Annotated in this window: 24 protein-coding genes; 16 read left to right on the forward strand and 8 right to left on the reverse strand. The window is 50.7% G+C overall.

Translation table 11 applies throughout. The features are described from left to right. Positions 1–24 precede the first annotated feature (24 nt). The 6 genes from V2P20_RS18045 to V2P20_RS18070 form a co-directional block, all read right to left on the reverse strand. Entirely contained in the window at positions 25–1,350 is a 1,326-nt protein-coding gene (locus V2P20_RS18045) for a sensor histidine kinase (RefSeq protein WP_331820777.1), read from the reverse strand. 38 nt (positions 1,351–1,388) lie between these two features. Further along, entirely contained in the window at positions 1,389–1,847 is a 459-nt protein-coding gene (locus V2P20_RS18050; RefSeq protein WP_331820779.1) for a hypothetical protein, read from the reverse strand. Positions 1,848–1,911: 64 nt separating this feature from the next. Next, complete coding sequence (locus V2P20_RS18055) at positions 1,912–3,846, reverse strand: heavy metal translocating P-type ATPase (protein WP_331820781.1); 1,935 nt, start codon at positions 3,844–3,846, stop codon at positions 1,912–1,914. A 35-nt stretch (positions 3,847–3,881) separates the two neighbouring features. Further along, a complete protein-coding gene (locus V2P20_RS18060) occupies positions 3,882–4,448 on the reverse strand; it encodes a cytochrome b/b6 domain-containing protein (RefSeq protein ID WP_331820783.1) in 567 nt (188 codons plus the stop codon). A gap of 154 nt (positions 4,449–4,602) precedes the next feature. Further along, entirely contained in the window at positions 4,603–8,121 is a 3,519-nt protein-coding gene (locus V2P20_RS18065; protein ID WP_331820785.1) for an EAL domain-containing protein, read from the reverse strand. Positions 8,122–8,236: 115 nt separating this feature from the next. After that, on the reverse strand, positions 8,237–11,620 hold the full coding sequence (locus tag V2P20_RS18070; protein ID WP_331820787.1) for an EAL domain-containing protein: 3,384 nt from the start codon (positions 11,618–11,620) through the stop codon (positions 8,237–8,239). Between the two features lie 799 nt (positions 11,621–12,419). On the opposite strand from V2P20_RS18070, the gene V2P20_RS18075 reads away from it, so the two are divergent. The 3 genes from V2P20_RS18075 to V2P20_RS18085 are packed head-to-tail and all read left to right on the forward strand — an operon-like array spanning position 12,420 to position 14,880. Beyond that, positions 12,420–12,896 carry a hypothetical protein gene (locus tag V2P20_RS18075; protein WP_331820789.1) on the forward strand — a complete coding sequence of 159 codons (477 nt, stop codon included), beginning with the start codon at positions 12,420–12,422 and terminating at the stop codon, positions 12,894–12,896. 36 nt (positions 12,897–12,932) lie between these two features. Further along, entirely contained in the window at positions 12,933–13,622 is a 690-nt protein-coding gene (locus V2P20_RS18080) for a response regulator transcription factor (RefSeq protein ID WP_331820791.1), read from the forward strand. A 58-nt stretch (positions 13,623–13,680) separates the two neighbouring features. Beyond that, positions 13,681–14,880, forward strand: a complete 1,200-nt coding sequence (locus V2P20_RS18085; protein WP_331820793.1) for a HAMP domain-containing sensor histidine kinase — start codon at positions 13,681–13,683, stop codon at positions 14,878–14,880. Between the two features lie 108 nt (positions 14,881–14,988). Here the strand turns inward: V2P20_RS18085 and V2P20_RS18090 are convergent, their stop codons facing one another. Beyond that, complete coding sequence (locus tag V2P20_RS18090; protein WP_331820795.1) at positions 14,989–15,192, reverse strand: hypothetical protein; 204 nt, start codon at positions 15,190–15,192, stop codon at positions 14,989–14,991. Between the two features lie 235 nt (positions 15,193–15,427). Between V2P20_RS18090 and V2P20_RS18095 the strand changes: the two genes are divergently transcribed. Both V2P20_RS18095 and V2P20_RS18100 read left to right on the forward strand, forming a co-directional pair. Continuing rightward, positions 15,428–16,138, forward strand: coding sequence for a phosphatase PAP2 family protein (locus tag V2P20_RS18095; RefSeq protein ID WP_331820797.1), 711 nt, complete (start codon positions 15,428–15,430; stop codon positions 16,136–16,138). Further along, positions 16,129–18,054 (forward strand): LTA synthase family protein, encoded by a 1,926-nt coding sequence (locus V2P20_RS18100; protein ID WP_331820799.1) that lies wholly within the window; start codon positions 16,129–16,131, stop codon positions 18,052–18,054. Before V2P20_RS18095 ends, V2P20_RS18100 begins: the two co-directional genes overlap by 10 nt. An 87-nt stretch (positions 18,055–18,141) precedes the next feature. On the opposite strand, the gene V2P20_RS18105 is transcribed toward V2P20_RS18100, so the two are convergent. Further along, complete coding sequence (locus V2P20_RS18105) at positions 18,142–18,909, reverse strand: Crp/Fnr family transcriptional regulator (RefSeq protein WP_194970368.1); 768 nt, start codon at positions 18,907–18,909, stop codon at positions 18,142–18,144. A 290-nt stretch (positions 18,910–19,199) separates the two neighbouring features. Here V2P20_RS18105 and V2P20_RS18110 point away from each other — a divergent pair, with 290 nt between their 5' ends. The 11 genes from V2P20_RS18110 (at position 19,200) to V2P20_RS18160 (ending at position 25,469) form a co-directional block, all read left to right on the forward strand. Next, entirely contained in the window at positions 19,200–19,760 is a 561-nt protein-coding gene (locus V2P20_RS18110) for a septal ring lytic transglycosylase RlpA family protein (RefSeq protein WP_331820818.1), read from the forward strand. 267 nt (positions 19,761–20,027) lie between these two features. Next, positions 20,028–20,378 (forward strand): BON domain-containing protein, encoded by a 351-nt coding sequence (locus V2P20_RS18115; protein ID WP_331820802.1) that lies wholly within the window; start codon positions 20,028–20,030, stop codon positions 20,376–20,378. 89 nt (positions 20,379–20,467) lie between these two features. Next, a complete protein-coding gene (locus V2P20_RS18120; protein ID WP_331820804.1) occupies positions 20,468–21,019 on the forward strand; it encodes a ferritin-like domain-containing protein in 552 nt (183 codons plus the stop codon). A gap of 601 nt (positions 21,020–21,620) precedes the next feature. Next, positions 21,621–21,896 carry a hypothetical protein gene (locus V2P20_RS18125; RefSeq protein WP_331820806.1) on the forward strand — a complete coding sequence of 92 codons (276 nt, stop codon included), beginning with the start codon at positions 21,621–21,623 and terminating at the stop codon, positions 21,894–21,896. 447 nt (positions 21,897–22,343) lie between these two features. Next, positions 22,344–22,730: a BON domain-containing protein gene (locus V2P20_RS18130; RefSeq protein ID WP_331820808.1), complete on the forward strand. Its 387-nt coding sequence runs from the start codon at positions 22,344–22,346 to the stop codon at positions 22,728–22,730. 20 nt (positions 22,731–22,750) lie between these two features. Next, positions 22,751–23,275 carry a hypothetical protein gene (locus V2P20_RS18135; protein WP_331820810.1) on the forward strand — a complete coding sequence of 175 codons (525 nt, stop codon included), beginning with the start codon at positions 22,751–22,753 and terminating at the stop codon, positions 23,273–23,275. Positions 23,276–23,313: 38 nt separating this feature from the next. Then, complete coding sequence (locus tag V2P20_RS18140; RefSeq protein ID WP_331820812.1) at positions 23,314–23,748, forward strand: DUF2383 domain-containing protein; 435 nt, start codon at positions 23,314–23,316, stop codon at positions 23,746–23,748. A gap of 186 nt (positions 23,749–23,934) precedes the next feature. Continuing rightward, positions 23,935–24,267 (forward strand): hypothetical protein, encoded by a 333-nt coding sequence (locus V2P20_RS18145; protein ID WP_331820814.1) that lies wholly within the window; start codon positions 23,935–23,937, stop codon positions 24,265–24,267. A 105-nt stretch (positions 24,268–24,372) separates the two neighbouring features. Then, entirely contained in the window at positions 24,373–24,618 is a 246-nt protein-coding gene (locus V2P20_RS18150; protein WP_331820815.1) for a hypothetical protein, read from the forward strand. A gap of 3 nt (positions 24,619–24,621) precedes the next feature. Then, complete coding sequence (locus V2P20_RS18155; RefSeq protein ID WP_331820816.1) at positions 24,622–25,044, forward strand: phage holin family protein; 423 nt, start codon at positions 24,622–24,624, stop codon at positions 25,042–25,044. Then, positions 25,041–25,469 carry a hypothetical protein gene (locus tag V2P20_RS18160; RefSeq protein WP_331820817.1) on the forward strand — a complete coding sequence of 143 codons (429 nt, stop codon included), beginning with the start codon at positions 25,041–25,043 and terminating at the stop codon, positions 25,467–25,469. Before V2P20_RS18155 ends, V2P20_RS18160 begins: the two co-directional genes overlap by 4 nt. Positions 25,470–25,713: the final 244 nt, after the last annotated feature.

Here is a 25,713-nt window from a genome sequence, read left to right on the forward strand (position 1 = left end):
CCTACAAAACTTCGTGATTTATGGTCATAACGTCGAAGCCAGCGGCAAGACGACTTCCACACAATAGCCGCCCAGATCATTGGACTGGCTGAGTTTCAGCTGGCCGCTATGCTGTTGAGCGATCAGTCGCGCCGTAGTCAGGCCCAGGAGATAACCGCTTGTGGCTTGATCCAGCACAATGTTCTGCTGGGCAAGATCGATCAGGCCGGTTTCGGAAATGCCCGGCCCGTCATCTTCAATCCTTAAATGAATGGACTCGTCGATTTCAACGCTCAGCAAAACTTTGGACTGGGCCCATTTGCACGCATTTTTGAGCAGGTTGCCAGACAGTTCAAGCAGGTTTTCACCATCTATTAGCAAAACGTCGGTTTGCGGCATGATAAAGGTGATGTCCAGATTCTTTTCCTGATACATGCTTTCCAGGACGCTGATCAGCGTCAATATTTCCTGCTCAATATCGCATTCTATAACCGATGGATTCGCGGGGACCTGGGAAATTGTCTCAAGCATGCGCTCCGCGTTTACATATTGCGTCGGCAATGGATGATTAATTGCGGGATCGGGCTGTACGGTCTCTTGGGCCGGCAATTGCTGCAGCTCGGCTAGAGGACGTTTTGTTACGTGTTTCAGCGCTTCAGGATTATCGCGCGGGTGCATTTCGGGGTGCTGATCCAACACATCCAGCAACTGATTGGTTACTTCGACCAGTGGTGATACTTCCTTGGGCACATCAGTATCGAACCGGTCTATTTCGCCCTGATCCAGCGCACTGATCTGCTTTTTTATGCGTTTTAAAGGTTGGAACATGTGATTAAGGATAATGATCTGCATAGCTATAAGCAGCAGCAACATAGCCAGTGCTATCAGCATGAACCGGGATTGGAAAGGCTTGATGAATGCCAGTGTCGGCGACAGGTCTTCAGCGACTGCAACGGTAATGGTCCGGTCATGTTTATTGTAACCGTAGGCCATGACCAGCAGGGATTGCTGCTGCGGTCCGGATAGATAAAGCCGGCGCTTTTCGCCTTCGCTCAGGTCCGGAATAATTAATTCCTTATCCCACAGCGAACGCGAGCGTATTAGGTCATCATTGCTGCGCAGCTGATAATATCGCCCTGAAAAGGGCTGCAGGTAGACAGGATTGATTTGCTTCGTATTCAGCGTGATTTTTTCATCTTTATCAACCTGAGTTGCAGCCAATACGCTTTCGGCTTCCTGCGCCAGATGCGACATCACATATTTTTCGGCTATATCCTGCATGGTGCTGTCGGTCAGCCACCATAAAGTTGGAAATATAATGATTAAACTAATCACTAAAGCAACGCTGAGGCGTTGTTGCAATGATTTCATGCAAATTGTTCCTTCAATTTAGTCAATTCCACTTATTTTCAATTTGTAGCGGTTGCATTTTTCTTGGAGCCCTTTTTTCTCGCTAATATTAATGGGTCGGATTGCAGTAATTGGCCGGATTGCGCGTTGACAGTCAATGTCTGAACGATACCGTCTCTGTCAGTGATGTCTATTTTATAGAATATCAGCTTATTTTTCGTTTCTAATTTGATATCCATAACCGGCCCAGGATATTGTTCCGTATACAAGTTCAGAATGCTTTCCAGCGGCTGCACGATACCGTCATCAAGCAGCTTTTTAGCCTGGTCATGATCGTTCACGGAGGCGCTCATGGCCATGCAGCTTTCACACATCAGAACGGAAAAAACGCTGAGCAACAGCAGTTTCCGCAAGCACTGGAAAATGCCCGGCAAATAGATATGACGGCCCGCATGCAGGCGGTTAACGTGCTGTTGCCGAGCGTGCGAGGTTTCAGAGGATAAAATGGTCGTTATCATTTTTCAGCCCAATCTCATAAAAATTAACGGTATTCTTTCCGGTAAATTCGACAAATTCGCCGTATTAAAAATCGGAAAGCGTTTTCGGCGGTATCGCCGCCCGTAACGCATTCAATACTGCAATGACATCAATAATCTCCTGGGTGATGGCGCCCGCGACTGGAGTCAGATAGCCCATTCCGGCCGCTATCATACCGATTATGCTAAGCGACATGCCACCTATTGCGCTTTGCAGCGCGATAGCGCGCATGCGTTCGCCGATATGAAAAAGCTCGTCGACTTTCAGCAGCGAACTGTCCATGATCACGGCATCGGCGGATTCGCCGGTAATATCGCTGTTCTGGCCGAAGGCGATGCCTATGGTCGCAGCAGTCAGTGCGGGCGCATCGTTGATGCCGTCGCCCAGGAAAACGGTTTTCGCCGCTTCGGTTTCCCGGCGCACAATGTCCAGCTTCTGAGTTGGACTCTGCCCGAAGTAAACATGTTCAATCCCGACCTGCTCGGCCAGATAGCGGACTTCCGATTCGCGGTCGCCCGAGACCAGCATGACCCGATCAAATAGATGGCTTGGCCGCAGGTGAGTGATAAAGGATGAGCTGTCAGCGCGCACTTCATCGCGAAACTGCAGCGTGGCGGCGTAAGCGTCATCGATCAATACGACGCATTCCAGGCCGCCGCCGACGGGCGGCAATTCCGCTGCCGGCTGAAGGGCAAGAAATTTCTGGCGGCTGGTGATCTGGACCCGCTTGCCTCCCACGTCACCTTTTAAGCCCTCGCCGGGCAGTTCCGTGATATTGGTGACCTTTAATAAGGGCAAAGCGGATTCTTCGGCGGCTTTGATGATGGCGCCCGATAAAGGATGCTTGGAGTAGCGCTCCAGGCTGGCGACCAGGATCAGTACGTCGCGCTCATGATGACCATTGCCGGGAAGCAGGGCGGTCAGCGCCGGGCGGCCGTAGGTCAGCGTGCCGGTTTTGTCGAAAATCGCCGTGCGGCAAGTGCCTATAGTCTCCAGAATGGCCGGATTCTTGATGATAATCTCGCGCCGCGCCGCCAGTGAAATGGAGCTGATGATCGTTACCGGAATGCCGATCAGCAAAGGGCAGGGGGTGGCGATGACCAGCACGGCCAGAAAACGGATCACCTCGCCGCTGGCCAGCCAGGCAAACAGGGCGATGGCAACCGCCACCGGCATGTAAACCGCGCCCAGTTGATCGCCCAGGCGTCTGAGCTTGGGGCGATGCTGCTCGGATGAACGCATGACTTCCATGATCTTGGCATAACGTGAATCGACGGCAAGCTTGTCGGCGCGAATGGTCAATGCCGTATCGCCGTTGACGGCCCCGGACAGCACTTGCGAGCCGCGGACTTTCGACATCATGTACGGCTCGCCGGTCAGATAGGATTCATCCATCGTGCCGGCGCCTTCCAGCACTGTGCCGTCGACCGGACAGATCTCATGCGGCAGAATCAATAAAGTATCGCCGATAACGACTTGCTCGGTAGTAATGTCGATGAGCGTATCGGCTGATTTGCGGTGTGCGACGGACGGCATGCGCCTGGCCAGCGCTTCCAGCACTGAAGAGGCCCGGCGGACCGCGTAGGATTCCAGCACCGCGCCGCCGGCCAGCATTAGCACGACCAGGCTGCCGGCCAGATATTCATGCAGCAGGACGGCCGTGACAATGGACATGCCGGCCAGCAGGTCGGCGCCCAGATCGCGCTGCAACAGCTTGGCGAGCAACTGGTAAAGCAGCGGCACGCCGCCCAGAACCAGGACGGCGATCAGCGGCAGTTCTGCCAGTGAGATGCGAAAACCGAACTGCCCAGAGTAAATGCCTGCATCCGGCGCAGTCAGTGAGACATTGCCCGACAGCGTATAAATTTTATGGCCTGTATCGAGCGCATAGCGCATTACCAGGTAAGCGCCGATGCCGAGCAGGCTCAAAACGGAAATGAGGGTTTCCGATCTTGAGGTTGCTTGTTGGGTATGGGCCATTTTTTAAGTTTATGAGTGAAGATCAATGTCCTCGGTTATTTATCTGATAGACGCTTATAGCCATGAATCATCGCTTTTACCAGGCTTTCACGGTGGATATAGCTTCCGACAGCGACACCCACAATATGCACAACAACCAGCAACAGCGCGAAGTTGGCGAAAAATTCATGAACTTCTTCCCACAATTTTTCATGGCGGGAGTCGACGATTCCGGCCAGAGGACCTGCTCCCTGATCGGCTCCGTAAACCGCAAAACCCGAGATAACGGTCAACAGCAAACTGACCAGCAAAAGCACGATCATGGCGGCTCCGGCCGGATTATGGCCCAGGTAGCGTCTGGATTTCAATGCTATCATGTCTTTGAGATAGCTGATCGACTGACCGGGACTGCACAGAAAATTCGAAAACCTGGCGTATTGATTGCCGATAAATCCCCAAACCAATCTGAAAATCAGCAGCCCGGAAACCAGATAGCCGGCCCAGACATGCGGGGTCAGGAAATCATCCTCTGTCAGATAGGCGGCAAAAAAAGCCGCTACCAACAGCCAGTGGAAAACTCTTAAAGGCAGATCCCAAACCTTAACCCGTTCTTGCGAGTTCATAGTGCTACTCCTTAAGTATAGACAGATATTACTGTATCAAAGCCGCATGAAATAAAAATGAATTCTGTCCTCAGTGAGCCTCGAAAATATTGAGGCAAGACAATTTATAAGCATTTTTTATTGAAGTTGCCCACAGAAGTGGTTGACATGCCCTTTAAATGTACATCTTTGTGGTTCTTCCGGTCTCATCATGCAGATTCATCATCTGAACTGCATTCTGGTCATTGAGCAAGCGTTCAAATGCTTCGGCCGGCAAGGGTTTTGAGAACAGGTAACCTTGCCCAAAGTCGCAGCCGACGCAGGTTAGCAGGTCGCGCTGCTGGGCCGTTTCCACGCCTTCTGCGACCACCTTGATGCCGAGTTTGTGCGCCATGACGATAATGGCTTCGCAGAGCGCCATGTCTTCGGAGCCGGGCGCCAGGTTGCTGACAAAGGCCCGGTCGATCTTGAGGTAGTCGATGTCGAATTTTTTCAGGTAGGACAGCGACGAGTAACCGGTGCCGAAATCGTCCAGGGCGACTTGCACGCCGGCATCGCGGAAATCGAGCAATTGATCGGTGATGGCCGTGCTCGCATCCAGCAATAAGCCTTCAGTGATCTCGATAACGACGCATTGTCCAGGCAGTCCCTGTTGTTGCAGATAATCGAACCAGGCGGCATGGTTGTTGGTTTCATTATGGAACTGAATGGGCGATTTGTTGATGCTGACCTGGAAGTCCGGGTGGTGCCGTTCTCGCCAGTGCTTGACTTGGCGGACGGTCTCGCGGAAGACCCAATCGCCGATGTCGATAATCAGGCCGGTTTCTTCGGCGATCGTGATGAATTCGGCCGGACTGACCATGCCGCGGGTCGGATGCTGCCAGCGAATTAGCGCTTCGGCCTTATGGATAACGCCGGTCGCCAGTTCGACAATGGGTTGGTAAACCAGACTGAACTGGCCGGCGTCGAGTGCGCCGCGCAAATCGTTGGCCAAGCGCATGCGGTTTTGCGCGGCCTCCTGCATGGACGGAATGAAATAGTTGTAGCGATTGCGGCCCTGATTTTTGGAGGCATACATGGCCTGGTCGGCATTCTTGAGCAACGTATCGCAACTGGCGCCATCGATCGGATAAAGGGTGATGCCGATGCTGGCCGACACATAAGCCACTTCATCTCTCAGCTGAAACGGCTCAGCCAGTTTCTTGAGAATCGTGTGCACGACACGTTCGATGACGCCGGCATCATCCAGTTCACTCAGAATGATGGTGAATTCATCGCCGCCCAGACGCGCCACGGTATCGGTTTCACGCACGCAGTGATGCAGACGCTGTGCCGCATCGATCAGCAGGATGTCGCCCATGTCGTGCCCCAGCGCGTCATTGACTTCCTTGAAGCGGTCGAGATCAAGGAATATCACGGCCAGAGGCCGGCACGTACGGCGGGATTTCTTGCATGCCTGTTCCAGGCGATCCTGCAACATGCGCCGGTTTGGCAGACCCGTCAGCGTATCGAAATTGGCTTGCTGCCAGATCAATGCTTCAGCCTCTTTTCTTTTAGTGATATCGCGGGTAATCGACAGTTGGACCAGTTTATCGCCCGGTTTGCCTGAAAAAGGCACGGCATGGGTTTCCATCCAGCGGCGCGTGCCGTGCAGGCCGATGATCTCGAATTCAAGCGTGCCTTTTTGTCCCTGGCAGACTTGCTCGTTTAACTCCTGAAAGGCATCCAGATGCTCGGGGGCAATGACAGAATAGAAGTTCTGGCCGATGACGTCGGCCTCATCGTCTGACTCGATCATTTTAAGGCCGGCTGCATTCATGGACAGCAGTATGCCATCGCAGTCTATGATCTTCACGCACTCAGGCGAAGTTTCGATGATTGTGCGCAAATATTGCGAGCTTTCGCGTAGCGCATCGCTGGCCAGTTGTCTCTCGATCGCAATGCCCGCCAGCTTGGCAGACTGCTCAATCAGGTCGATTTCTCCGGCAGCCGGTGCTTTGACTACATGATGGTAAATGGCGAAGGTGCCGAGCACCTTGCCGTCAGCGGCCTTGATGGGAACCGTCCAGCAGGCGTGCAGGTTGGCTCTGGCGGCCAGTTTCTTAATCGGCTGCCAGTAGGGATGCGAGGCAATATCCTCGACAATGACATTCCGGCCCGTAAAGGCCGCAGTGCCGCAAGAACCTACGCCCATGCCGATGGGCAGGCCATGAATGGCGGCATTATAGAAATCCGGCAGGCTGGGTGCGGCGCCCGTCAACAGACGCTTGCCCTCGTCATCCAGCAACATGATTGAGCACAGAATGGCAGGGTTTTGCGATTCCATGCTCAGCGCCAGGGCTCTCAGTATCTCCGGCAGCGGCAGGCTTTTTGATATCAGCTCCAGCACATGACTGCGCGAGCGATTACCCATTTCCACGCGCTTGCGCTCGGTAATGTCGGTTTGCGTTCCGATCATGCGCAGCGCCTTGCCGGCGGCATCGCGGCTGACTACCATGCCGCGCGTCAGCAGCCACCGCCAGCCGATATCCCGATACCGGGCGCGGTGCTCGTTATTGAAAGCGAGCGTCATGCCGTCCAGGTGCGCGTACAGATCTTTCATCATGCGGGCATAGTCCTCCGGATGGATGGTCGATCTCCAGTGGCGGTATTGGCTCTGTCGCTCCTTGTCGGCAAATCCCAGTATTTCATGGCAGCGCTCGGAGAAGAAGACTTCGCCGGTCTGGAAGTTCCAATCCCATACGCCATCGCCGGCGCCTTCCAGCGCAAATTTCCAGCGCTCTTCACTGGTGCGCAGCGCGGCTTCGCTTTCCCGGCTCCTGGAAATGGTCAAGGCCTGTGTCATGCCGACTATTGTCAGCACGAACAGATAAAGCCATAAATTGACCAGCCCTGTTTGTGCGATGTCTGTGGCAAAATAACCGATGCCGTTCATCGCACCCTGCAGCGCTTGCAGCGCCGTCATGCCGATGACCAGCAAGACGCCGTGACGGCCAAAGCGGGCAGCGCTCCAGGTAATGAAGGGAAATATCAGAAAGCCTTTCGGGAAATCGCCCAGGCTGTCATGAAACCAGTCCATATATACGATCTGTCCAGCGATAAAAGACAAACCGAAACAACTCGCGGTTTCTAATGCGCGTTGGCGCTGGAACCAGCCGCGAGGCATTCTGCGCCATACCAAAATCAGCGGTGTTGCCAGAATGATGCCAAGCATATCGCCCATCCACCAATGAAGCAGGTTCGGCATCATCGTTTGCTGTGTCAGGAGCCCGGTCAACAGCAAAGCCGTAGCGACAGTCGATGCGCTGACGCTGGCGCCGGCAGCAGCCGTCAGCATCAGCCAAAGATAATCGCGGGGATGAGTCAGTGCGGAATTGAAGCGGCCCGGCCGGGACAGCAGCCAAAGACAGACAAACGCCTCCAGCGTATTGCCGGCCGCGATGAACAGCGACGCCCAGGCAGGGCTGCCCGCCATCAGGCTGCCGATGAAAGCGCCGACAAAAATGCCGGGCCAGTATTTCCTGCCGCCGATCAACAGCGTAGCAAGCGCCAGGCCGCTGGGCGGCCATATGACGGAAACCATGCCGTTTACAGAAAAGTAAACAAGCACGATAAAGGCAAGCAGCGCATATACAAGCGCCAGGGCAACAAGCCCTAGTACATCAGTCCAGCGATAAATCAATAATCCATTCAAGACACTTTTACCCAAGAGTGCGTTATCGACGGCGGCAAGTTGTGCAAAGGCCGAAATGCCGGGTTAAACAACAGCAAAATTTTACCCGGTTATCCTGGAGTTTTATACCCGTCTCTTAAACGGTTTCAAGCAGCTTTTCAAATTCATTAGCCGGCAAGGGTTTTGAAAACAGGTAACCTTGCCCAAAGTCACAGCCGATGCTGGCCAGTAGATCGCGCTGCTGGGCCGTTTCCACGCCTTCCGCGATCACCTTGATGCCGAGCTTGTGCGCCATGACGACAATGGCCTCGCAGAGCGCCATGTCTTCGGAGCCGGGCGCCAGGTTGCTGATAAATGACTGGTCGATCTTGAGGTAGTCGATGTCGAATTTTTTCAGGTAGGACAGCGACGAGTAACCGGTGCCGAAATCGTCGATCGATACCTGTATGCCGGCATCGCGGAAATCAAGCAATTGATCGGTGATGGCCGTGTTCGCATCCAGCATGATGCCCTCGGTGATTTCGACGACGATGCTTTGCCCGGGCAGTCCTTGTTGCCGCAGGTAATCGAGCCAGGCGGTATGATTCTCGCCTTCATAGTGAAATTGGACGGGCGATTTATTGATGCTGACCTGGAAATCCGGTTGGTGCCGTTCTCGCCAGTGCTTGACCTGGCAGGCGGCCTCGCGGAAGACCCAATCGCCGATGTCGATAATCAGGCCGTTTTCCTCGGCGATCGCGATGAACTCGGCCGGGCTGACGATGCCGCGGGTCGGATGCTGCCAGCGAATCAACGCTTCGGCCTTATGGATAACGCCGGTCGCCAGTTCGACAATGGGTTGATAAATCAGGCTGAACTGGCCGGCGTCGAGCGCGCCGCGCAAATCGTTGGCCAGGCGCATGCGGTTTTGCGCGGCCTCCTGCATGACCGGTATAAAATAATTGTAGCGATTGCGGCCCTGGTTTTTGGAGGCATACATGGCCTGGTCGGCATTCTTGAGCAATGCATCGATGCCTTTGCCGTCGTTCGGATAGAAGGTGATGCCGATGCTGGCCGAGACATAAGCCACTTCGTGCTTCAAATGGAACGGTTCAGACAGCTTTTTCAGGATGTCCTGGGCAATGCGTTCCACGTTGCCGGGATCGTGGAGATCACTCAGGATAATCGTGAATTCGTCGCCGCCTAGCCGGGCTACGGTATCGGTTCCACGCACGCAGCTGCTCAGCCGTCGGGCGCTTTTCTTGAGCAGGATGTCGCCCATGTCATGGCCTAAAGTATCATTGACTTCCTTGAAGCGGTCTAGGTCCAGAAGCATCAGCGCCATCGGCAGGCCGGTGCGGTCGCTTTTCTTGATTCCCTGTTCCAGGCGGTCCTGGAACAGGCAGCGGTTAGGCAGGCCGGTCAGCGAGTCGAAATTGGCCTGCTTCCAGATGGTTTGCTCGGCCAGTTTCTGATTCGTGATATCCGAGAAGATGGCGATGCGCTGATGCACTTCACCGGCACTGTCGTAAATGGTGTTGATCATCAGCCATTCGTAGTACTCTTCGCCATTTTTACGCCGGTTCCAGACTTCGCCCTGCCAGCGGCCGGTTTTTTCCAGCTTATGCCACATGTCCCGGTAGAAGGCGATGTCATGCCGGCCGGACTTGAGCAGTTTGGTAGACCGGCCGATCGCTTCCTGCTCGGTATAGCCGGTCAGCTGCGTAAAAGCGGGATTGATGGCGACAATGTGATTGGAGGCATCGGCGACCATAATAGCTTCGCCGATAGCATGGCAGACTGTGGCTGAAAATTTCAGCTTCTGCTCGAATTGCTTGCGCTCGGTAATATCGATGACGCTGGCGATGGTGTTCAGACGATTGTCGAGTTCGATAACGCTCATGCCGATTTCGACGGGAAATTCGGCGCCGTCTTTGCGGACGCCGGATAGCCACTTAGGGATGCCCGCTGGCAGCGGATGCCGGCTGCGCGCGGATTCGGCGCGGCGCCGGCTATGGCCGGCGCTGGAGAACTTTGGCACCAGCAGGTCGATATTAAGGCCGATCAGCTCGGGGAAGGGGTAAGCGAATGTGTGCACGGCAACCTGGTTGGCGAATAGAACAGTGCCATCATTATCGACCAGAAGCATGCATTCCTGCGATGCTTCCAGGAGGGTATGAACCAGTGACCACTGCATCTGCTTGATCTCGCTGATGTCTCTGTATGTGCCGGTCATGTGCAACGGATTGCCGGCGGCATCCCGGCGGATTACCCTGCCACGCGCACCCAGCCATTTCCAGTTGTTATTCGGATATCGGATGCGGTGTTCAGCGACAAAAGAAGCGGTCCGTCCTTCGAGATGGGTTTGCAGATCGTACATCAGACGTTCATAGTCGGCAGGATGTATGATCGATTTCCAGTCCTGATCGCTTATTTTCTGTTCATCCAAGGGAAAACCGAGCATATCCTTGCTGTATGGCGACAGAAAGATTTCATGCGTTTGCAAATTCCAGTCCCATACGCCATCGCCGGCACCTTCCAGCGCGAATCGCCAGCGTTCATCGCCGGCATGCAGCGCGGCTTCGCTTTCCCGGTTCCGGGAAATGGTCAAAGCTTGCGTCATGCCGACTATTGTCAGCACGAACAGATAAAGCCATAAATTGACCATCTCGGTTTGTTCACTGTCCGCGGCAAAATAACCGATGCCGTCTACCCCGCCCAGCAGCGCTTGCAGCGCCGTCATGCCGATGACCAGCAAGACGCCGTGACGGCCAAAGCGTCCGGCGCTCCAGGCAACAAAGAAGAACATGATGAAGCCGTTGGCAAAATTGCCGAAAGTATCAATGAACCAGTCAAGAAAGATGATCTGGCCTGCCAAAAAAGACAGGCCGAAACAGGCCAGGGTTTCAAACATGCGCCGGCGTTCAAACCAGTTGGACGGCGGTTGTTGCCACACCAGTATCAATGGCGTTACCAGAATAATACCCAACGTGTCTGCCATCCACCAATGCAGCAAACTGTCCGGAAACATTTTTACGGTGATTAAACCGGCCTGCCAAAGTGCCGCGACACCGGCCAGCGCTGCTGCAACGGCAGCAATCGCTCCGGCCAGCGCCAGTTGGCAATAGTCACGCAGATGTATCAGTGCCGGATCGAATCGATGCGGAGCCCATTTTTTCCAGGCTGATTCTTGCCCAAGTATCCAGGCGGCAAGCAGAGGTTCGATGGTATTGCTCAACGCAATCAGAAACGATGGCAGCACGGCATTTCCGAGCGCGAGTTGAGCGAGCAAGGAGCCCGTCAATAAGGCAGGCCAGTATCGCCTGCCACTGATCAACAATGCGGCTAATCCTAGGCCGCCGGGGAGCCAGACAACGGAAATGGTTGCCGCGTCGATAGTCAATCTGGTCAGGGCAATGGAGATCAACAATGCGTAGGCCAGCATCAGGCTGGTTAATTGAGCAAAATCAGACCGGTGATAACCCCGTAATTGATTCAGGATGTTTTTACCTGGAAGTGTTTGGGCAAGGAAAGATTTCACGGATTGCTACTGAAGGTTGAAGAACTGCTATAAAAGTATTCTATACAGTTTGTTTTCCAGATAAATAAACAGACACTGCAGGCAATATATTGCTCTGCTTGCCTCACGCTTTTCTCAAAATCTTAATGTCGGGTCTGAATGCTCTCATGCGTGTTTTGCCTGTCAAAAGTGTGAAAGTATTCGATACTAAGAAATTTAACCACGAAGGATACGAAGAGCACGAAGCTTTAAAGTATTGATCAGCTTGATTTTATTCTTCGTGGTGAATAAGCCTTTTCATGACGTTTTTGATTTGAATGCAGTGCATGAAGCGAAGCATGATATTCAGAGCGATTTCTTTTTTATCGACGGTAGACGGAACAGGCTCTTGTTCGTCACCATCTGTTTTTTAATAGTTTTTCACTAACTACGACTCTATTGATAGCGATCAATGAAAACGCAACAGCAAACAGATGTATTGCATTATGGCCAAAATGCAGTTTTTCTTGGTTTGTAAGTCTTTGCGGACAGGAAGTGTATCAAAAATTCTCGGTACTTCCTAAACATAAGTTCATGGTCAGAAATATCTATCGGTATATCGTCTCTGGTTTTAGCCACTGTTTGAAAGGTTGGAAAGTTAGGCTCAGACGGGTAATATACGCGGGCCATGCTATTCAAAATAGAGCTGGCTTCTTGTATTAGCCTTTTGTTATTTTCTTTAAAATTGTAGTGTCCACTTTTTACTAAGAGTGTCTAAAAATAAAGGCCTGCCAAAATAACGACACTACGAAGGTCATATTCTTAATTATAGGTTATATAAATGCGTAAATATCTTTTAAACCTCAGTTTCTTTGCTCTGGCTGCGTCTGCCTTTGCTGCCGGTCCTTCAGTGGCGATTGCGGCTGAAGAAGCGCTTCCCGAACAAATAATGGCTCAGATTCAAAAAAAACATCCGAATGCTGCGGATATCAAAGCTGAGCAAAAAACGCACTTTGGTCAGGCCGTGTACGAAGTCCATTTCAAAGAGGGCGAAAACGAGCAAATTGAACTGTATAGAAAAGACGGGCATTTTTATGTCAGCGGCGAAAAAATTGAAGCATCAAGCCTGATTCCTGATCCAGTCAATGACAATCTGAAATCGACTTTTTCAAAATATGAAATTAAAGAGGCTATATTAATCGTCAACCCTAATGGTCCGGGCGAGGAATATGATTTATCCATAGTCTCTGACAATCGGACCTGGAACGTTACGGTTGATAACAAGGGCAATATTATCAAGAAAGAACGCGAAGAATAATAAAGGTGCTGGCTGTCTTATCGGCCTTTCCATTACATGCGCTTGCTTATTATTGAAGACAATCAGGATCTATGCAGCGAATTGGCCGATTTTCTTGAGCTGCAGGGCGATACGATCGATACCGCCGCTGACGGAATTACCGGCTTGCATCTGGCGGTGGTCAATGAGTATGACGCCATTATTCTGGATTTGACGCTGCCCGGCATGGACGGGCTTGAACTGTGCCGGCGCCTGCGGCAGGATGCCGGCAACTGGGTGCCGATATTGATGCTGACGGCGCGCGATACCTTGGATGACAGGTTAAGAGGCTTTGAGCGGGGAGCGGATGATTATCTGGTTAAACCTTTTTCCTTGAAAGAATTAAGATACAGGCTGAAAGCATTGACGCGCCGCACTGCCGGCCTGCATCAACAGACGACATTGACTGTCGGCGATTTGGTGCTGACGCCCGAAACGCGCGAGGTGAGGCGGGGCGCTAAGCCGATCGAGCTGACCGCGATTGAATTCCAGATTCTGGAAGTGCTGATGAGGCAATCGCCGCGGGTCGTGTCCAGGCAACATCTTGAATACAGCATATGGGGGGATGCGCCTCCCGATGGCGAGGCGCTGCGCGTACACATCCATCATTTGCGCCATGCCATCGATAAATCATTCAGTACACCGTTGCTGCATACCATTCGCGGCGTGGGTTATCAGTTAAAGCCAAGCGATGCCATACCGACATAAAATCAGATTCCGGATATTTCTGTCCTATCCCTTGTTGGGCCTTCTGTTGAGCCTGTTTATGATCACATTCCTGATACTGGCCTTTGACACTTTGGAAAAGCAGGTGATGGGGGCTTACCTGGCTGAGGAACTCGATCATTTCATACAGGTGACGGACCGCAGCCCGGCTTTATCGATGCAGCAGTCCAAAAACTGGACCGTCTATAAAGTGGAAGATGGCAAATTGCCGAATGAAATCAGCTTCCTGTCGACCTATTCCGAGGGTATTCATGATGTTGAGCATAATCAGCACAGTTATGACGTTGTCATTAAGAGGCATGGCAAAAACCACTATTATATAGTCTACGATGATACCGGCTTTGAAACCCTTGAATACAATCTCACAACCTATCTGATCGCTGCTGTCATCATTATTCTCTGGCTGGCTACCTGGTACGGGCTTTGGCTTTCCAAAAAAGTGATCGAACCGATAGCGACGCTGGCCCGGCGCATCAAAACGCTAAACCCGGAAAACTCCACCGAGTACCTGTCGAAGGACTATACCAATGATGAGGTCGGCATGCTGGCTCTGGAATTCGATGCCTATAAAGAGCGTCTGCAGGCATTGATCCAGCGCGAAAGAGAATTTACCGGCAATGCCAGTCATGAGTTAAGAACCCCTCTGGCCATCATTATGGCTGCCAGCGAAGGCCTGCTGCTGCGGAGCGACCTGCCTGACGAAATCAGGCCGCGTATAGAGCGTATTCAACGTTCGGCCATTGAAATGAAGGAACGCCTGGCCACTTTGTTAGGTTTGGCCCGCAGTCCGGTATCGACGAACGAGACAACCAATAAAATCGAGCTGACAACGATAATTGATCAGCTGATAGAGGACCACAGAAACTTGCTGAATAAACAGGTGAAGGTCATCAAGCAAGTCAACGGACCGTCCGGCATTAATGCCTCACCGCCTATTATTTCAATGTTGATGGGCAATCTGATAAGGAATGCGTTCCTTTATACCAGCCAAGGCTCAGTGACGATATCTCTTGACGAGCATGCGTTTGCAGTGACCGATACGGGGCAGGGTATCGATAAGGATGAGATTGACCGGATATTTGAACGGGGTTATCGGGGAACGTCCAGTCAGGGGAGCGGGCTGGGCTTGGCCATTTCCAAACGTATTTGCGAGTACTACGGCTGGCAACTGAGAATCGACAGTGTTAAAGGCACAGGCACGCAAGTGCAATGGCTGTTTGGTTCGTCCTCAATTACCTGACAATTCGGTTCCCAGATAGGCCATCTGGGAACCGGTGTGAAAAGCTCTGTCGTTTTATCGGTAATTGGTCACAGGCTTACCGAAAAAGCGAACCTCCTCTAATTATTATTATTTCGCGTCTGGTACGTATTTTTTGCTTGGATCGTGTCCAGGTACGTAAGCTGAGTTATGAACGTCTTCAGCTATTAATCTTTTTGCCGTTTCGTATTTTCCGTGCTCACCACCTTTAATCATGAAAACCACTGCGCCAAAAGCAATCACGCCAGCACCTACATACAGCCAAAAATTATCTTTTTCTTGTTGCTCAATCATTTCATTTACCTTAAGAATATATGAATATTTAAAAATATATGAATATTTAAAAATGCTGTAAAGTACGACAGCGAGGTAACTATAACACAATAACCATAAAAAAAAAGTGGTTTATAAAAAAAATACCATAATTTTTTTAATGAAAATGAGCTTAATGAAAAATTAACGCTACATTAACCATGAATTAACCGGGAAACTTTTACACTGTTCTCTTTATTTACGAAGAGAATTAGTTTTGAGCGATTCGATCAGGCTGGATTTTGATAAGTTTTTCGTGGTCCACTTTGTCATTCCGTTTCTGTTGTTCGCAGTTGTGTTTGGAGCTCTGGAGTTCTTCCGTGCGGACTTATGGATTACCGGACATTTTTATAATGCCAGCCTGCACCAGTGGCCTTACAAAGAAAACTGGCTGGCTGAAGACATTTTGCATATCGGCGGACGCAATTTAACTTATCTATTGGCAACGGCCATAATGCTGTGCTGGCTCATTTCATTCAGGCCAGATTCAATCCTTTATCCTCATCGCCGGCATCTGCTTTTCTTATTGGCTTCGGGCATCAGCGGGCCCTTGATTATCATACTGTTGAAAAGCTACACGCACGTCGATTGTCCCTGGAGTCTCGCGCTGTTTGGCGGCGATAAACCCTATATACGTTTATTCGATTACGCAGGCGGCCAACTGAAAGCAGGGCATTGTTTTCCTGCCGCACATGCCGGTTCAGGGTTCACTTTCCTCAGCCTTTACTTTTTTCTGCTTATGGCGAAGCCGGACTATAAGTTTTACGGACTGTATTTCGGTTTGGCTTTGGGCACTCTTTACGGCGCTGCTCAGCAAATGCGCGGCGCGCATTTTTTAAGCCATGACGTATTTGCGCTGGCCGTGTGTTGGTTTTCTTCATTGGTATTATTCATGCTGTTTTTCAGGAGACAATTTCAGTGGGTGTAGCAACAAGATTGTTTGAGAAATCACGATTCACCACTATTCTGCTGTTTTTATTGATTAACCTGACCAGTTTTGCATTGGTCAGAGTTGCATTGCTGATCAAGCAATTGGCTGACCTGGATGTTTCGTTTTATTCAATAGCCCTGGCTTTTCTATTGGGTTTTGCCAATGATCTGGCTTTTTTCAGTTATCTGCTGATTCCGTTTTCACTGTATCTGCTGGTTCTGCCGAACGCAGCCTATCAAAGCAAAATCAACAGGATCATTGTCTCTGCCGGCTTTTTTATCAGTTTATATGTGCTGTTTTTTGTCGAGGCTTCGGAATGGACATTCTGGGACGAATTCGGGGTCAGATTCAACTTTATTGCCGTCGACTATCTGATATACACCCATGAGGTGGTGCACAACATTATTGAATCGTATCCGCTGGGCTGGATTCTGTCGGGGCTTTTAATCGTGACGATTGTCTGTTTTCTGGCGATGGGAAAATTGCTGTCGAAGAGCTTTAACGCCAGAGAACCTTTTGCTTTGCGGCTGAAAATCACAGCTTCCTTACTGAGCCTGCCGCTTATCAGCTATGTCGCGGTCGGGCAGCCAGCGCATCAGTTTTCCTCCAATACTTACCTGAATGAACTGGCCGCCAATGGCCCTTACCAGTTTTTCGCAGCGTTTCGCAACAATGAACTCGACTATCGTCATTTCTACAAATTGGGCGATGACAAACGGTTATCCGGTACGATCAGGGCAGCACTGGCCGCAGAGCCTTTGTCAGACGTTGGCGAGAGACTGTATGACATCAAGCGAATGATCAGTCAGTCCGGCGAAGAAAAACATCTGAATGTGATCTTGATTACCGTCGAGAGCCTGAGCGCCGAGTTTTTAACCGCTTTCGGCAATAATGAGCATATTACGCCGTTCATGGATGAATGGTTTAAACAAGGGCTCTTGTTTACCAACTTTTATGCAACCGGCACGCGCACGATCCGCGGACTTGAAGCATTAACCCTGTCGATTCCGCCAACACCCGGACAATCTATTGTCAAGCGGCCAGATAATAGTAAGTTGTTCAATCTGGGGCATGTTTTCCAGTTGCGCGGTTACGATACGGCATTTTTATATGGCGGCCGAGGATATTTCGACAACATGAACGCTTTTTACGCCGGCAACGGTTACCGCGTCGTCGACCAGACCGATTTCACTGCCGAGGAAGTGACATTTTCCAACGCCTGGGGGGTATCGGATGACATTATTTTCAAGCGCACGATCAAGGAAGCGGACCTGGATCATCAAAACCGCAAGCCGTTTTTCTTTCAAATCATGACCACGAGCAACCATCGGCCTTATACCTATCCTGAAGGCAAGATCGATATTCCGTCGGGCACAGGGCGCACCGGCGGGGTCAAGTATACCGATTACGCGCTGCAGGAATTTATCGCTCTGGCCAGAACCAAACCCTGGTTTGACGATACCCTCTTCGTCGTGGTTGCGGATCACTGCGCCGGCAGCGCGCGCAAAGTGGATCTGCCCGTGGACAGGTACCATATTCCGTTGTTTATCTATGCGCCCAAGCATGTACCGGTCCAGCGCAATGATATTTTGTCCAGTCAGATCGATGTCGCCCCGACCATTCTGGGGCTTTTAAACTTCAGCTATGAAAGCCAGTTTTACGGACGCGATCTTATGCGTACCCATAAGGACGAGGGCAGGGCGCTGATCAGCAATTACCAGAAACTGGGCCTGTTTAAAGACAACAAGCTGGTATATCTGTCGCCACAGCAGAAGATTGATGTGATAGCCGATCCTTTGGGCGCGCATCAGCCCATCGACATCAATTCAGAGATTCCATTGGTTGAGGAAGAAATGGCGTATTATCAATCGGCTGACTATATCTGGTCTCACCGTTTAAATCGGTATCAGTAAAGCGAGACTGTGAAGACAGGGTACATATTAGGGCATGGACGTGGCCAGGGTTATTTATGAGAAGCTTTCACAGTCTCTTTATCTGGTCTAGTGAGCATATCTTAACGAGCGAAACTGGGCGTGAATCTGGCTGTGGTCGGAAGGCAGCAAGCGATCAAACTCCTGTTTGACCACCTTGTAACATTCGCAGACCCGCTCTTCCAGTCCCGGCCGGTCCAGTATCGTGATATGGCCACGGCTATACTGGATCAGGCCGGCATGCTGTAGTTTGCCGGCCGCTTCCGTAACGCCTTCGCGCCGCACGCCGAGCATATTGGCGATCAATTCCTGGGTCATGGTCAGTTCATTCGAAGGCAGTCGATCCAGACTCAGCAACAACCAACGGCATAATTGCTGGTCCACCGAGTGATGCCGATTGCAGACGGCCGTCTGCGACGTCTGCGTCATCAGCGCCTGCGTGTAATGCAGCAGCAGTTGATGCAACATGCCATAGCGGCGTCCGCCGGAACGATTGAATTCCTGTCTGAGGATGGTGCCTTTCAAGCGATAGGCGTGTCCCGCGCTTTGCACGACCGCCCGATTCGGCATGGTTCCGCCGCCCATGAACAAGGCGACCCCTACCATGCCTTCATTGCCGACTACGGCAATTTCAGCCGATGCGCCATTTTCCAGCACATAAAGCAAGGATACGATGCAAGTCGTAGGGAAATAGACATGACACAATGGATCGCCCGACTCATAAAGCGCTTCGCCGAGGGGCATCGGGACCAGTTCCAGATGCGGCGCCAAACGCTCGAAAATGAGTGGAGGCAGCGCACTTATAAGGTAATTTTGTCGAGGGTTATGTATAGACATAATTAAACTTTGGCTGGTTTAAATTGCGACGAATTGTCCTTTGGCTAAAAGCCGAGGACAATAAGCATGAATACTTAATGTTATGTTTATTAAGGATTTTTTAATGTAAATACAAGAGGTCAAAGAGCAATTCAATACGCTCGCTCTAAAGTAGAAACGCATTCAAGCGTGTAGAACATGACAAAAGGCCAAGGTTCAATAAGCAGTTATCTGTTCGATACCGAACAGATCTTCTATCGAATTTCAGTCATTTTTTAGGGTTGGAGATTAAATAACGATCCGTGAATGTCATGATAATAATCGCCCAAGGCCGAAAAAGTTTTTATGGCAGTTTATATATCGTCCTGATCAGTAGTTTGATGTGGTACGGCTGCGCCAAGGAAGAGGCGGAGGGACAAGACAAAAAAAGTCTGCCAGTGTCCCAATCGACTTATAAGGAGGTCGGCGAGGCTTCCTGGTACGGCCCCGGATTTCATGGTCGTGAGACTGCCAGCGGCAAGGTTTTCGATCAAAAAGACATGACGGCCGCCCATCCCCGTCTGCCGCTGGGGACAGAAGTTGAAGTAACAAATCTCGAAAACAAGAAAAAGGTCGAGGTCGAGATCACTGACCGGGGGCCCTATGTCAAAGATCGCATCATTGATTTGTCCAAAGAAGCCGCGAAGAAACTTGATATGCGAGAGGAAGGCGTAAGTAAGGTTAAGATTGAGTCTACAGAGCCAGTCAAAAAGAACTCATCCAATAAGGCCGAGACGAAACAGACGGGTGAAACGCAGACAAAATCTGCCAAGAAACAAAAAAACTCTACAAAGAAAAAGTCCGCCTCCAGCTCGTCTGCCAAAGCAAAATAAATCATGCAATGCGCTTTTATGTTCGACAGCGAACCGACAGCTGCGGATTTCAAATCTAAAATTATTTTAGGTCATGCATTAAGGCCAGCCTTTGACAGAGCCGGTTTTTTGCTGAATAACTGAATCTTTAACAGACTGGCCCAATTGACGCATCGCCTTTATCTGATGAAGCGTTGCTGCTTCACTCCAAGGGCTTGTGCCATCTAATATCCGGGTATAAATCATGATCGACCGTCATCATTTAATTATTCATCTGGAGAGTTAGTTATGAAATCAATCAAATATAGCCCAGCATTTGTTCTAGCTCTGATATTGGCATCGATAACCGGTTGCGCAACCACTGATACAACCTCGGATACAATGGCCGGGAAAAGCAAAACCTCCGGTCAGTATGTTGATGACAGCACGCTCACCACCAAGGTAAAAGCGGCCATATTTAATGAGCCCGGCCTGGAATCCGCTGATATCAATGTTGAAACAAACCAAGGCAATGTGCAGTTAAGCGGTTTTGTGGAATCTCGGGACGATATCACCCGAGCGGTTGAGGTTGCTCAACGAGTCAATGGCGTCAGATCGGTAAAAAATGATATGCGGCTTAAAGAGACAAGCTATAGATAGGCTTGACGCGCTGCAAGCCCCCTACCAGCGTAGAGGCTTGCGTATTTTTTGGGTAGACACACGGTCCAGCACCGGTTGGAGGAGTCGCCATGACTGAAAAACACTATTTGACTGATATCCAGACCTTGCGCAAGCAGGCACGACAGCATATCGATGACGGTGCCGTGACGGCAGGTTATACGGCTGATGCGCAGATGGTCATCAAGCTGCTTAATGATGCGTTGGCCACGGAAATGGTATGCGTGCTGCGTTACCGCCGCCACTATTTTATGGCTCAGGGCATTCAGTCCAAGAGCATCGCCGACGAGTTTCTCGTACATGCTAACGAGGAACTGGGCCACGCCGATCAGATTGCGCGGCGCATCGTACAGTTGGGCGGCGAGCCCGATTTCTCGCCGGACAGTCTGTCCGGGCGCAGCCATGCGGAATATGTGGAAGGCGATTCGCTGGTCGATATGATCAAGGAAGATCTGGTGGCTGAACGCATCGCCATCGACAGTTATCGGGAGATGGTCCAGTACCTGGGCGACAGCGATCCGACCACGCGTACTATGCTGGAAGGCATCCTGGCTGTAGAAGAGGAACATGCCGACGAACTGGCCGATCTGCTGCAAGGAAGAATGGCGGAAGCGAGTCCATGAAACCATGTGCTTCAAACCTTAATCCAGGGGGGACCGGCCGATATCGTCGTGCCGGGGCGGGCGCACTGCCGGTTTTGACGATAAATTTGGATGCAATCTACCGAATCAGCTGCGGCAATTTTTAGACTTCTTTCTGCGACATAAGGTCGCAGCGTACAGCCAGCCCGGCAGCAAGGATGCAGCACTGATCTTTATGTGCGTTATCGAACCGACTATACGGCATCTTTCTACTACCATGCCAACTAAGATACATCACAGTGAGCTGCATGAAATAGCAGAAAATGTATTGATAACAGCATCTCGTAATTACCATTTCAGCCGGCTATTTGGTCAGCGGGTACGATAACGGTGCAGTGTCGGCAAGCCTGAAACGGTTCAGAGGAGACATAATTATGGGTAAGTATGTGCTTGCATGGTTATTGGGTGTGCCAGTGTTTGTGCTGGTCATTATCTATCTGATCTTTAATCATTAATTTCTACTCCAAGGGTTCTGGCCGCTGAGCTTCAGCGTTCAGAATCGGAGCAAACAGCATGTGTCATATAGGGGCACTTTTTTCGAGATCTTTATGATCTTAACCTTTCTTCGATAGAGGAGACCACTATGGAAACGACAAGACAAAGTACAGGCGAAGCTGTTGAGCGCGCTGGCGAAAAGGTTGAACGTGTTAAAGCCGGTGCGCATGAAGCCGTAGATAGAGCCGCAGAAGTCACTCATAGAGCTGCGGAAGTCATCGGTGAGAAAAGCGATCAAATGATGGATGCGCAAGAACGGCTGATGGAACATGCGCGCGAGTATGTGCGCGAGAATCCGGTGACATCGTTAGGCATAGCATTGGGCAGCGGGTTTATATTAAGCCGCCTGATGGGCCATCGCTAAATCGAGTGTGGGTGTTTTAAACAGCCACTTTAAGAAAGGAAGGGGAGGCAAAGAAACCCTAGCGATTAAAAAAATGTACATGACGCTTACGCGTTGCCGCAAGGCAGATTAATTTGTCCGGTTCCTTTTGAGAAAGACATGTATTTGAAGCCCCATCGACAACGCGTCAGGTTATGTCGCAGCGATGGCGTTGCGCGGAAGCGTAGCGCCATCATACCCAAGGATCAAGACAAGTTTGCAGGTATCGCCGACGTTTTTTTCTTCATGCTGTAGCCCGACCTTGCTTTCAGGAGTGGCGGAAACTGGGCATTTTAAGTTGATAGGCTCACGACAATTGTTGCTTGATCTTAAATTATTGATGGGAAATTGTTTTGTCGCTGAAAAGGCTGGCTGGGAGAGCAAATGGGCCTTGAAACTAATGAGGTTTTTATTTTAAGGAGAATAGTTATGTCAAAACGATTATCACTACTGACCGTGACATTGGCTGCCGGCTTAACGTTGGTGACAGGTCTGGCCGAAGCCGGAACTACCGGCAGTCCTGTTGAAAATACCGAACGCAATGTGCGTGATAAGGGCGATAAAACATTAACGCCTGAGGACCAGCTTGAGAATGAGGCTGATGTCAAGATCACGGCAGATATCCGCAAAGCCATTACCGACGATGAGTCGTTGTCGACCAATGCCCATAATGTGAAGATTATCACGCGCAACGGTATGGTAACTTTGCGCGGGCCCGTCAACAGCCCAGAGGAAAGAACCAAGCTGCAAGCCATCGCTCAGAAAACGCCTGGGGTTAGTATGGTTCATAATGAGCTTGAAATAAAAGCGCCATAATTTGGTTGAAGGAGAATGTCATGAACAAAGCAGTTTTTTGCATCGCTCAAACTAACGACCAGGTGGAACATATCATCGGCCAACTGAAAGCGGCCGGTTTTGACAACAACGATATTTCCGTGCTGTTGCCGGACAAATGCAGTGATCATGAATTCGGCCATGAAAAACACACCAAATCACCTGAGGGCACAGCTATCGGCGGTACTCTAGGTCTCGGCACAGGCGCTATATTGGGCTGGCTGGCCGGCATCGGTTCGCTGGCTATTCCGGGCATAGGTCCATTTATTGCTGCGGGCCCTATTATGGGCGCCTTAAGCGGCGCGGCTATTGGCGCCACTACCGGCGGTCTGGCTGGTGCACTGATCGGGGCAGGCATTCCGGAATATGAGGCTAAACGATATGAAGGCCGGCTTCAGGGCGGCAATGCGCTGATTTCAGTTCATACCGAAACTTCGGAAGCGCGCTCCAAAGTGAAAGAGATTTTCGAAGAAGCCAATGCCGAAGATATTTCAACAACGGGTGAAGTTGAGCCGCCACATCATTAAATCATCTTTTTTCATCCAAACCAGATCAGGAGATTCATATGGCAAGCATTGATAAAGTTGAGAAATTGCTGAAGAACGAATTGGCTGCCACAGAGACCTATCATAAGGCATTGGAAAAATTCGAAGAAGAGAATCAACGCAGGGAAATCGTCTATCTAGAGCCTATCTATGAAGAACATACCGAAGCCGTTTCCGAGCTGCAGGAAAAAATTCAGCAAATGGGAGGTGCGCCTACCAGCGACTCCGGCCTATGGGGCTCCTGGTCCGAGGCTGTCATGAGCGGCGCAGAGCTGATCGGCAAGGATGCCATGCTGAATGCCTTGCTGGCTGGAGAAAAAAGCGGTCTGGATGATTATGAACAAGCGGCGCAGGATCCCGATATGCCTTCAGAGGTGAGTGCGCTGATTCAGACGAAGTTTGTGGCTTCGCAGCAAGAAAATATCCGGGCGCTCAATCGACTGCTTAGCGGCTAGCCATTCGTCTTCGGGCAAGTGCCTGTTCATGGTTCTTGCGTTATCTGGGTCTTACAGGCCTTTGTTGAGAAATACGAGGCGATATTTCGAAACGCGCTAATCAGGTCAGCACATTCAACCTGGATGCTGTTTCACATTCGCTAAACAGAGCCCTTTTTGCAAATTGAATCATCAGCTGAGGTCAGTATGAAAACATTGAATTCCTCCAAGAAAAGGTTTTGGTTGCCAATTGCTTTCGTTGTCGGCATGGCTTGCATCGTCCAGTCGGCCCATACCGCTGGTATGGGATCGGAAGGCGGTGCCGGTGGCGCCGCGGATCAAGGGGAGGTCATGAGAAAATCGCCGACCTTCATGGAAGCAGACAAAAATGGCGACCACTACGTGACCAAGGAAGAACTAAAAGACTACCCGTATTTACTCAAGTATTTTGATAAGGTGGATGCCGGTGAGACAGGCCGTCTGGAAGAGCATGAATACGGCAATCTGATCATGGAAAAAAGTCGGGAAAAAGGCCGTTAATCAGTTATCGGGAAGGCTTGGTTGATATTCGCTCCGGTTCCTGTCAAAAGGCGACTTTTCAGGCTTCCGGCGATCTTTTTAACAATCGCAGCAAAGGTAATCATTATGGAAACCATAGACAAATTATCAAGCACCGCGGAAGAAGCGGCCGAAAAAATTGCCAGCGTCACCAGTCAGGCTACCGAAGTGCTCGGCGAGAAAGGCGAGCAGTTAAAAGAACTGGAAGCGCAACTGATGGAAGACGCCCGCGATTACATTCGCGAGCACCCAATCACCTCAATGGGCATTGCGTTGGCGGCCGGCTTTATGTTGAGCCAGATCACGACGCATACGTTAGAACACAGGAGATGATAGATGGCTATCCGTCCTACAGAGGAAAGGCCGGTACAATCATCCGTTACTTCCGGCAAGCCGACCAGTCATGCCGACTTGCTGGAGGATGTCCGGTTATTATGGCAGGACCTGCGCGAGCTGGCCCATAATCATTTAAAACTGGCCACGCTGGAAGCGAAGCGAGCGGGCAGAAGCCTGGTGAGCATAGCGGCTGCCGGGGTGTTTATGGCAGTTTTACTGCTTATGGTGTGGATCGGCCTCATGGCTGCCGCTGTGCTGGCACTGATTGAGAGCAATATGGTAGGCGAAATGGAGGCTGTCCTGTTGATTACGGGTGTTAATTTACTGATTGCGCTAATGCTGTTCTGGTTCATACGGAGCAAGAGCCGTTATTTATTTTTTCCAGAGACAGTTAACAGTCTTAAGAACAGGGAGGATTCATGACGTCAGGCAAAAACCATAACCGCAAAGAAAGTCTTAGTGTTTTGAACACTCAAATTAAAGAGGCTGAGCGGCAGATTATGGACCGGCAGCACCGCGTCCAGATTCGTACTGATGCGTTAGTCAGAGATCTGCGATATGAAGCGGCCTTGCCGACCACTTTACTGCTGGCCAGTGAAGTGGGGTTTATTGTTGGCGAGTTGACCAAGCCTTCACTCAAGAAAGAACGGCAAACCGCCAAACAGGCTTCTGCCGGATCAGGGGCTGATGCCGCGCCTTTAAAGAAGGCTATGAATTTCATATCCCAGGCACAAAAACTATATCAGGCGCTGCCGCTGGTCTGGATTTTGGATACTTTATTTCCAGAGGAGGCGTCAAAAACGAGATCCGCCGCCAAGGATGCAAAAATTCAGCACCCCTCTGGCTAAAGCCATGGAATCATCCAGACAGCAAGGGCGACTTCAGCAGCAGGTTCTGCTTTTGGAAGTCGCCTAAGTATCCGCATTGATTTAGCGTTATGGCTAAGTAAGTCAAAATCCTCACATCCTTTTGAACAATACTTCGGACAGTTTTAATGGAGAAGAACCATGAGCAAACTCTGGGATAATACGGTTTCTGACATCGAACAACCCCAGAAATCAGCTCATGGAAGGAATAGTAAACTCAGTTTTA

Source organism: Methylobacter sp. Wu1 (assembly GCF_036553575.1).
Taxonomy (GTDB): domain Bacteria; phylum Pseudomonadota; class Gammaproteobacteria; order Methylococcales; family Methylomonadaceae; genus Methylobacter.